The sequence below is a fragment of the bacterium genome (assembly GCA_029210545.1).
Lineage (GTDB): Bacteria > BMS3Abin14 > BMS3Abin14 > BMS3Abin14 > BMS3Abin14 > JARGFV01.
The window spans coordinates 2,198-8,085 of the sequence record JARGFV010000111.1 but is presented as its reverse complement, the minus strand read 5'-3'; the positions used below and the strand labels follow the sequence as shown (position 1 = coordinate 8,085).

Here is a 5,888-nt window from a genome sequence, read left to right as displayed (position 1 = left end):
AAGGCAAAAAGCATTAGAAAAGTCGTTCCGACAAACTTTTACGCAGCGTGTCAGGGTTTTCCGACACGCTGCTAGTAAGTTATAAACCGCTTAAGATCGCCGGCAACTCCCCGGCATCCCTGAACACCTTCCAGCGGTCCGCGTCGACCTCCTTGAAAGCTGCCTCCATCCGTTTTTTCGACACGTCACCACCCGGAACGTCCCGGATAAGGATGCGGGCTACCTGGTCCGCATGGGTCCTGGCAATCTCACCGTACACCTCGGGGTCTTTCTCACCCGCATCCCCAACAAGGATGAACTTTCTGCCGGGATAGCGGGACATGATGGATCCGATGACGGGGACCTTCGTCTCCATCGGCGAGGCGAAGAGGTTGAAAAAGGTCCTGTCCTTTATCCTGAAGCTCCTCAGGGTAAACGCTCCGGGGGGGAACCCCTCGCTGGACATGAACCCGGCGAGAGGAAGGTAAAGCTGCCACGGAGAGGCGGACACGTAGTGAAAGACCGCCCCCTCCTTTTCCCATGCACGGTAGGCTTCCGCCATCCCCGGAACCGGCCGGTACTCCTTCAGGAACGTATTGGCCAGCAGTTCTTCCTTGTCCAGGACGTTGCTAACCTTGATCGTGTCATCGATATCCGATATCACGGACAGCCCGCCGGGAGGGATCAGCTGGACCCTCCCGCCGCGCTTCCGGCCGCCGGTGGTCCCTGTGTCGACCTGGAAAGGAAGCCAGTCCCCTTCCCGGTGGCTTTCCGCAAGGTCCCGGTCTACCTCCACCGTCTTCCCGAAATGGCCCTCCGGACCGGATGGGAGGGTTCTGAAAGCGAGACCCGCCGCCCGAAGAGCGAAGCTCTTGCCGCGCTCGTTGTCCACCAGGAAAAGGCGGGCTCTGCCTCGGAAGATTTCCTCGTCAACCGGATCATCGCCAAGCTCCAGCCATTGGAGAAGCTCACCCACCAGTGCGGACCTCCAGATGGACCCCTCCTCGGGCTCGAACACCCAGCCGTGGACAGGGACGACCCATCTGCCCCTTTCCACGTCGAGATGGGCCGCAGTGGGGAAGAAAACGATCTCCTCGTCAGCCTTCAGTTCCGATGCCGGAGCGGGGGCGGCCGCAAGGAGAATACCCGGTGCCGCCAGGAGCAGCCCTGTGAGCAGAATGCGATGAAAGCGTCCGGATCCATGGAGAATCAAGAGCCCCTCCTTTATCACTTGCCGCCAATACCGCCGATAAGAAAGTATCGTACCTGAAAAGCCGTACACATGCACACCCGTTTCCCGGCGCACCTTATTCCGGCTCGTCTTCGCCGGCCTCCGTGCTTTCCCGCCCCCTGAATATCTCGTAGTAGGCCAGGGGGACGGCCACCAGGGTCAGGATCGTCGAGGCCATGGCCCCGGACATCATGGCGATGGCAAGCCCCTGGAAGATGGGGTCGAAATACATCACGACAGAGCCCACCATGACGGCGGCGGCGGTGAGGATGATGGGCCTCGACCGCACGGCGCCGGCCTTGATCACCGCTTCACCAAGTCCCCCTTCCGACCTTTCCTCCATCTGGATAAAGTCGACCAGGAGGATGGAGTTTCGCACCACGATCCCCGCCAGGGCGATGAACCCGATCATGGAGGTGGCCGTGAAGAAGGTCCCCATGAGCCAGTGGGCGGGAAGGATGCCTACCAGGGTCAACGGGATGGGGAGCATGATGATCACAGGGGTGATGAAGCTGCGGAACCAGGCCACGACCAGGATATAGATGAGGATCAGGACGGCGCTGAAGGCGATCCCCAGGTCCCGGAACACCTCGTAGGTGATCTGCCACTCGCCGTCCCACTTCAGGGTATAGCGGTCCTCCAGGGAGGGGGCCTTCGAGTAGTACTGCTCCAGCTCGTACCCTTCCGGAAGGCTGATGTCCGCGACACGGTCCTTCATGTTGAGGATGGCGTACACCGGGCTTTCCTGGGTGCCGGCCACATCCCCCGTCACGTAGGTCACCCGCTTGAGGTTCTTGTGGTAGATGGCCCGGTTCTGGAACGTTTTTACGACCCTGATCAGCTCACCTATGGAAACAAGGGAACCGGTTCTGGACGGCACCTTGAGGCTCTTGAGAATGTCGGCGTCCGAGCGGTCCGCAAGGGGCATCCTGAGGAAAATTTCCACGGGCTCCTTCTCCTCGGGAAGGTGCAGAAGGCCGGCGCTCATTCCGGTGAGGGCCATGCGCAGGGTCCGGGAGATGTCGTCCGTCGCCACACCGGAAAGGGCGGCCTTTTCCTTGTCCACCTCGAAGACCAGCCTCGGCTGCGGATCTTCAACGTACCAGTCCACATCCACCACGCCCGGGGTCTGTTTGAAGATATCCTTCACCTGGCCGGCGATCTCGATCTGCCGTTCACCGTCGGGGCCGTAGATCTCCGCCACCAGGGTGCTGAGCACGGGGGGGCCGGGGGGGATCTCGGCCACCTTGATCCTGGCGCCGTTCTCCAGGCCGATGCGGGTGAGTTCCGGCCGCAGGCGTTTGGCGAGGTCGTGGCTCTGGGAACTCCGCTCCCCCTTCTCCACGAAGTTCACCTGGATGTCGGCCACGTTGCCGCCCCGCCTGAGGTAGTAGTGCCTGACGAGGCCGTTGAAGTTGTAAGGGGACGCGGCCCCCACGTAGGACTGGTAATCGCGGACCTCCGGGACGGTCTTGAGGTACTCGGACATCTGTCTCGTAACGGCCGCCGTCTGTTCCAGGGTGGTCCCCTCGGGCATGTCGATGATGACCTGCAGCTCGCTCTTGTTGTCGAAGGGCAGCATCTTCATGGTCACCTTTTTCATGGGCACGAGAGCCACCGACGCGCAAAGGAGAAGGACCACGACGGCCAGGGCTGAAAGGCGCAGGCTCCGCTTCTTCACCAGGGGCCGCAGGATCTTTTCGTACAGGCGGTCCAGGCGGCTTGTTCCCTCCTCGTGACCTCCCCCGTTCCTCGATCCCGACAGGACCTTGAAGCTGAGCCAGGGGCTGACAGTGAAGGCTACCAGAAGGGAGAAGAGCATGGCCACGGAGGCCCCCACCGGGATGGGTCGCATGTAAGGGCCCATGAGGCCGGAGACGAAGGCCATGGGTAGAAGGGCGGCGATGACCGTGAAAGTAGCCAGGATGGTGGGGTTGCCCACCTCGTCCACGGCGCAGATGGCCCTGAGGTCGCCGGCCCCCGATTTTTTAAAATGTCGGTGGATGTTCTCCACCACCACGATGGCGTCGTCCACGAGGATCCCGATGGAGAAGATGAGGGCGAAAAGGGTCACCCGGTTGAGGGTGTAGCCGAAGAGGTAGTTGACGAAAATGGTCAGCGCCAGGGTCACCGGCACCGCCACGGCAACGACCACAGCCTCACGCAGCCCCAGGAAGAGGGCCATGAGGACGATCACAGAAACGGTGGCGATGAGCATATGCTCGAGGAGTTCGTCGGATTTCTCCTTGGCCGTCTCACCGTAGTTCCGGGTCACCGTCATCCTGACTTCGGAGGGGAGCACGGTGCTCCTGAGACCTTCGACCTTGTCCAGGAGGCGTCTCGAAAGGAGCGTCGCGTTGGTTCCCTTTTTCTTGGACACCGCCACGGTAACGGCCTCGAACTGCCCCGCCCTGACCAGGGAGGACTCCTCCATCGACGCGGGGCCCTGCCCCATGAAAACATACTCCGCCGGTTCTTCGGGCCCGTCGGTGATCCTGGCCAGGTCCCTCAGGTAGACGGGGCGCCCGGCCCACTGGCCCACCACGACGCTGCCCACCTCCTCGGCGCTGGTGAGAAAACCGCCGGTTTCCACGAGATATTCCACGTTGCCGGACTGGAAGTCCCCGGAGGGGATCAACGTGTTGGACTGGCTCAGCGCTCCCATGATGAGCATTGGGGACTGGTTGAACGCGTTCAGCCTGCCAGGCTCGAGAGTGACGCGTACCTGCCGGCGCTGGCCGCCGGTAAGCTCGACCTCGGAGACATCCTGGTCCTGCTTGAGGTTGCCGCGCAGTTCCTCGGCGACGCGCCTGAGCTGGTACCCGGAATACACCTCCGACCACAGAGTGAGGACGAGGCTCGGGACGTCGTCAATGCTCTTGGGCCGGATGACCGGTTCCGTTATGCCCCCTGGAATGCGGCCGTAGTTGGGCATGAGCTTGGTATAGAGGTTGACCAGGCTTTTTTCCATGTCCTCGCCGACCTTGAAGCGCACGATGGTCAGGTTCTGGCCGGGCTGGGCTATGGAGTAGACGAACTCCACCCCCTTGACCTCCCACAGGAGCCGTTCCAGGGGGCGGGTGACCCGCTGTTCAACCTCCTCGGGAGTCGCCCCGGGGAAGCCCACGAAAACGTCCACCATGGGCACAACGATCTGGGGCTCCTCTTCCCTTGGGATGACGCTCACGGCCATCACCCCCAGGAGGAGGGCGGTGATGACGATAATGGGCGTCAGCTTGGAGGTCAGGAAAGCTCTCGCGATCCTTCCGGAAAGGCCGATGGCTTCCATGTCAGTTCTCTCCCTCCGGGGAACCGGGCCGGACCAGGACGCCGCCGTCCACTGCGCGGTCCAGGTTCCCGACGACGATGGTGTCCCCGGCCGCGAGTCCCGAGAGAACTTCCACCATCTCCCCGTAAGGCCGGCCTGCCCTGATGAGTCTGTAGATCACGTGGCTGTCCGCGTTCACAAGGAACACCCCCGTGAGCTGCCCGCGCGACACGACAGCCGAAGCGGGCACGAGGAGCAGGTCCCTCACACCGGACTCGAACCTCACCGTCCCGTACTGGCCGCTTCTCAGGTCAAGCCCTGGGACCTCGATCTTGACGAGGAAGGTCCTTGTGCGGGGATCCACGGTGGGGACCACCTCGACGATCTTTCCCATCGTTTCCACTGCGTTTGACGGGACGCGCACCCTGACTTCCATCCCCTCCATGACCGCCTCGAGCATCCTCTCCTCGAACCCGGCCTGGACAAGGCGCGAATCCCTGTCCTCCAGCTGAAGGAGGGGAACGCCGGGCGAAGCCATGCTGCCCACGTTGGTCATCTTGCTTGTGACGATGCCGTCGATGGGGGAGGCCACCGTGGAAAAACCCAGAAAGATCTTCGCCTCGTCCCTTGCGGCCCCGGCCCTCTTGACCATGGCCTCTGCCTGCTCGACACCATGTTTGGCCTGCTCTGCCTGGGTGAACACATTGTCGAGTTCCTGGGTGGTGATGGCTTTTTCGTCCTGAAGCGTCCGGTACCGCTCGTAGGTCTTGACGGCCAGGTCCTCCTGCCCGCGGGCCGACGCCAGGGCATGAACCGCCTCGTTGTAGGCTTCCTCTGCCGCACGCACCTTTTCCCTGAGGTCCCTGTCGTCGATGGTCAACAGGACCTGCCCCGCGCGTACCCGGTCTCCCTCGTTGACGGCGAGGGAGGTCACGGCGCCCATGATGCGGCTCGAGACCGTACTCGAGGTCCTTGAAACCACGGTCCCCGTGGTTTCGAAGCTCTCTGGAACGGTTGTCCTGATGACCTTTCCCAATTCCACGCCGGAGACCTCCGGGCGCACAACGGGTCGGGCTTCCTGATCGGGGGAACAGGCCCCCAGCATCAGGGCCCCGGCAATAGCGCCAAAAAGTAACATCTTCCTCGCTGACATCGTTTTCTCCTTAACTATTGGCAGGGTCGCAGAAAGTCCTGGCGGGACTTTCCGCTCGACGGGAAGGGAAAAGTGTCATTTTCCCTTCCCTCACGGATCAATGACTATCAGTGCCGGTCATCGATCCGGGCGCCCCGCTCGGGGCGCGTTGATGGCCTCTTGACAAGCCATCAACTGGCAGGGTCGCAGAAAGTCCTGGCGGGACTTTCCGCTCGACGGGAAGGGAAAAGTGTCATTTTCCCTTCCCTCACGGATCA

Annotated in this window: 4 protein-coding genes; 1 reads left to right on the top strand and 3 read right to left on the bottom strand. The window is 62.1% G+C overall.

Annotated features, from left to right (window positions below; genetic code table 11):
* Window positions 1-79: 79 nt before the first annotated feature.
* From P1S46_10340 to P1S46_10330, 3 genes are all read right to left on the bottom strand, one after another.
* Complete coding sequence (locus P1S46_10340) at window positions 80-1,192, bottom strand: DUF2183 domain-containing protein (protein ID MDF1536877.1); 1,113 nt, start codon at window positions 1,190-1,192, stop codon at window positions 80-82.
* A 94-nt stretch (window positions 1,193-1,286) separates the two neighbouring features.
* Window positions 1,287-4,499 carry an efflux RND transporter permease subunit gene (locus P1S46_10335; GenBank protein ID MDF1536876.1) on the bottom strand — a complete coding sequence of 1,071 codons (3,213 nt, stop codon included), beginning with the start codon at window positions 4,497-4,499 and terminating at the stop codon, window positions 1,287-1,289.
* A 1-nt stretch (window position 4,500) separates the two neighbouring features.
* Window positions 4,501-5,631, bottom strand: coding sequence for an efflux RND transporter periplasmic adaptor subunit (locus P1S46_10330; protein MDF1536875.1), 1,131 nt, complete (start codon window positions 5,629-5,631; stop codon window positions 4,501-4,503).
* Window positions 5,632-5,703: 72 nt separating this feature from the next.
* Between P1S46_10330 and P1S46_10325 the strand changes: the two genes are divergently transcribed.
* On the top strand, window positions 5,704-5,888 hold a 185-nt coding region (locus P1S46_10325), incomplete at its 3' end, for a hypothetical protein (GenBank protein ID MDF1536874.1).

What these genes read in the sequence shown, in the direction of transcription:
- P1S46_10330 (MDF1536875.1), bottom strand. Translation starts at nt 5,631, where the DNA reads ATGTCAGCGAGGAAGATGTTACTTTTTGGCGCTATTGCCGGGGCCCTG.
- P1S46_10335 (MDF1536876.1), bottom strand. Translation starts at nt 4,499, where the DNA reads ATGGAAGCCATCGGCCTTTCCGGAAGGATCGCGAGAGCTTTCCTGACC.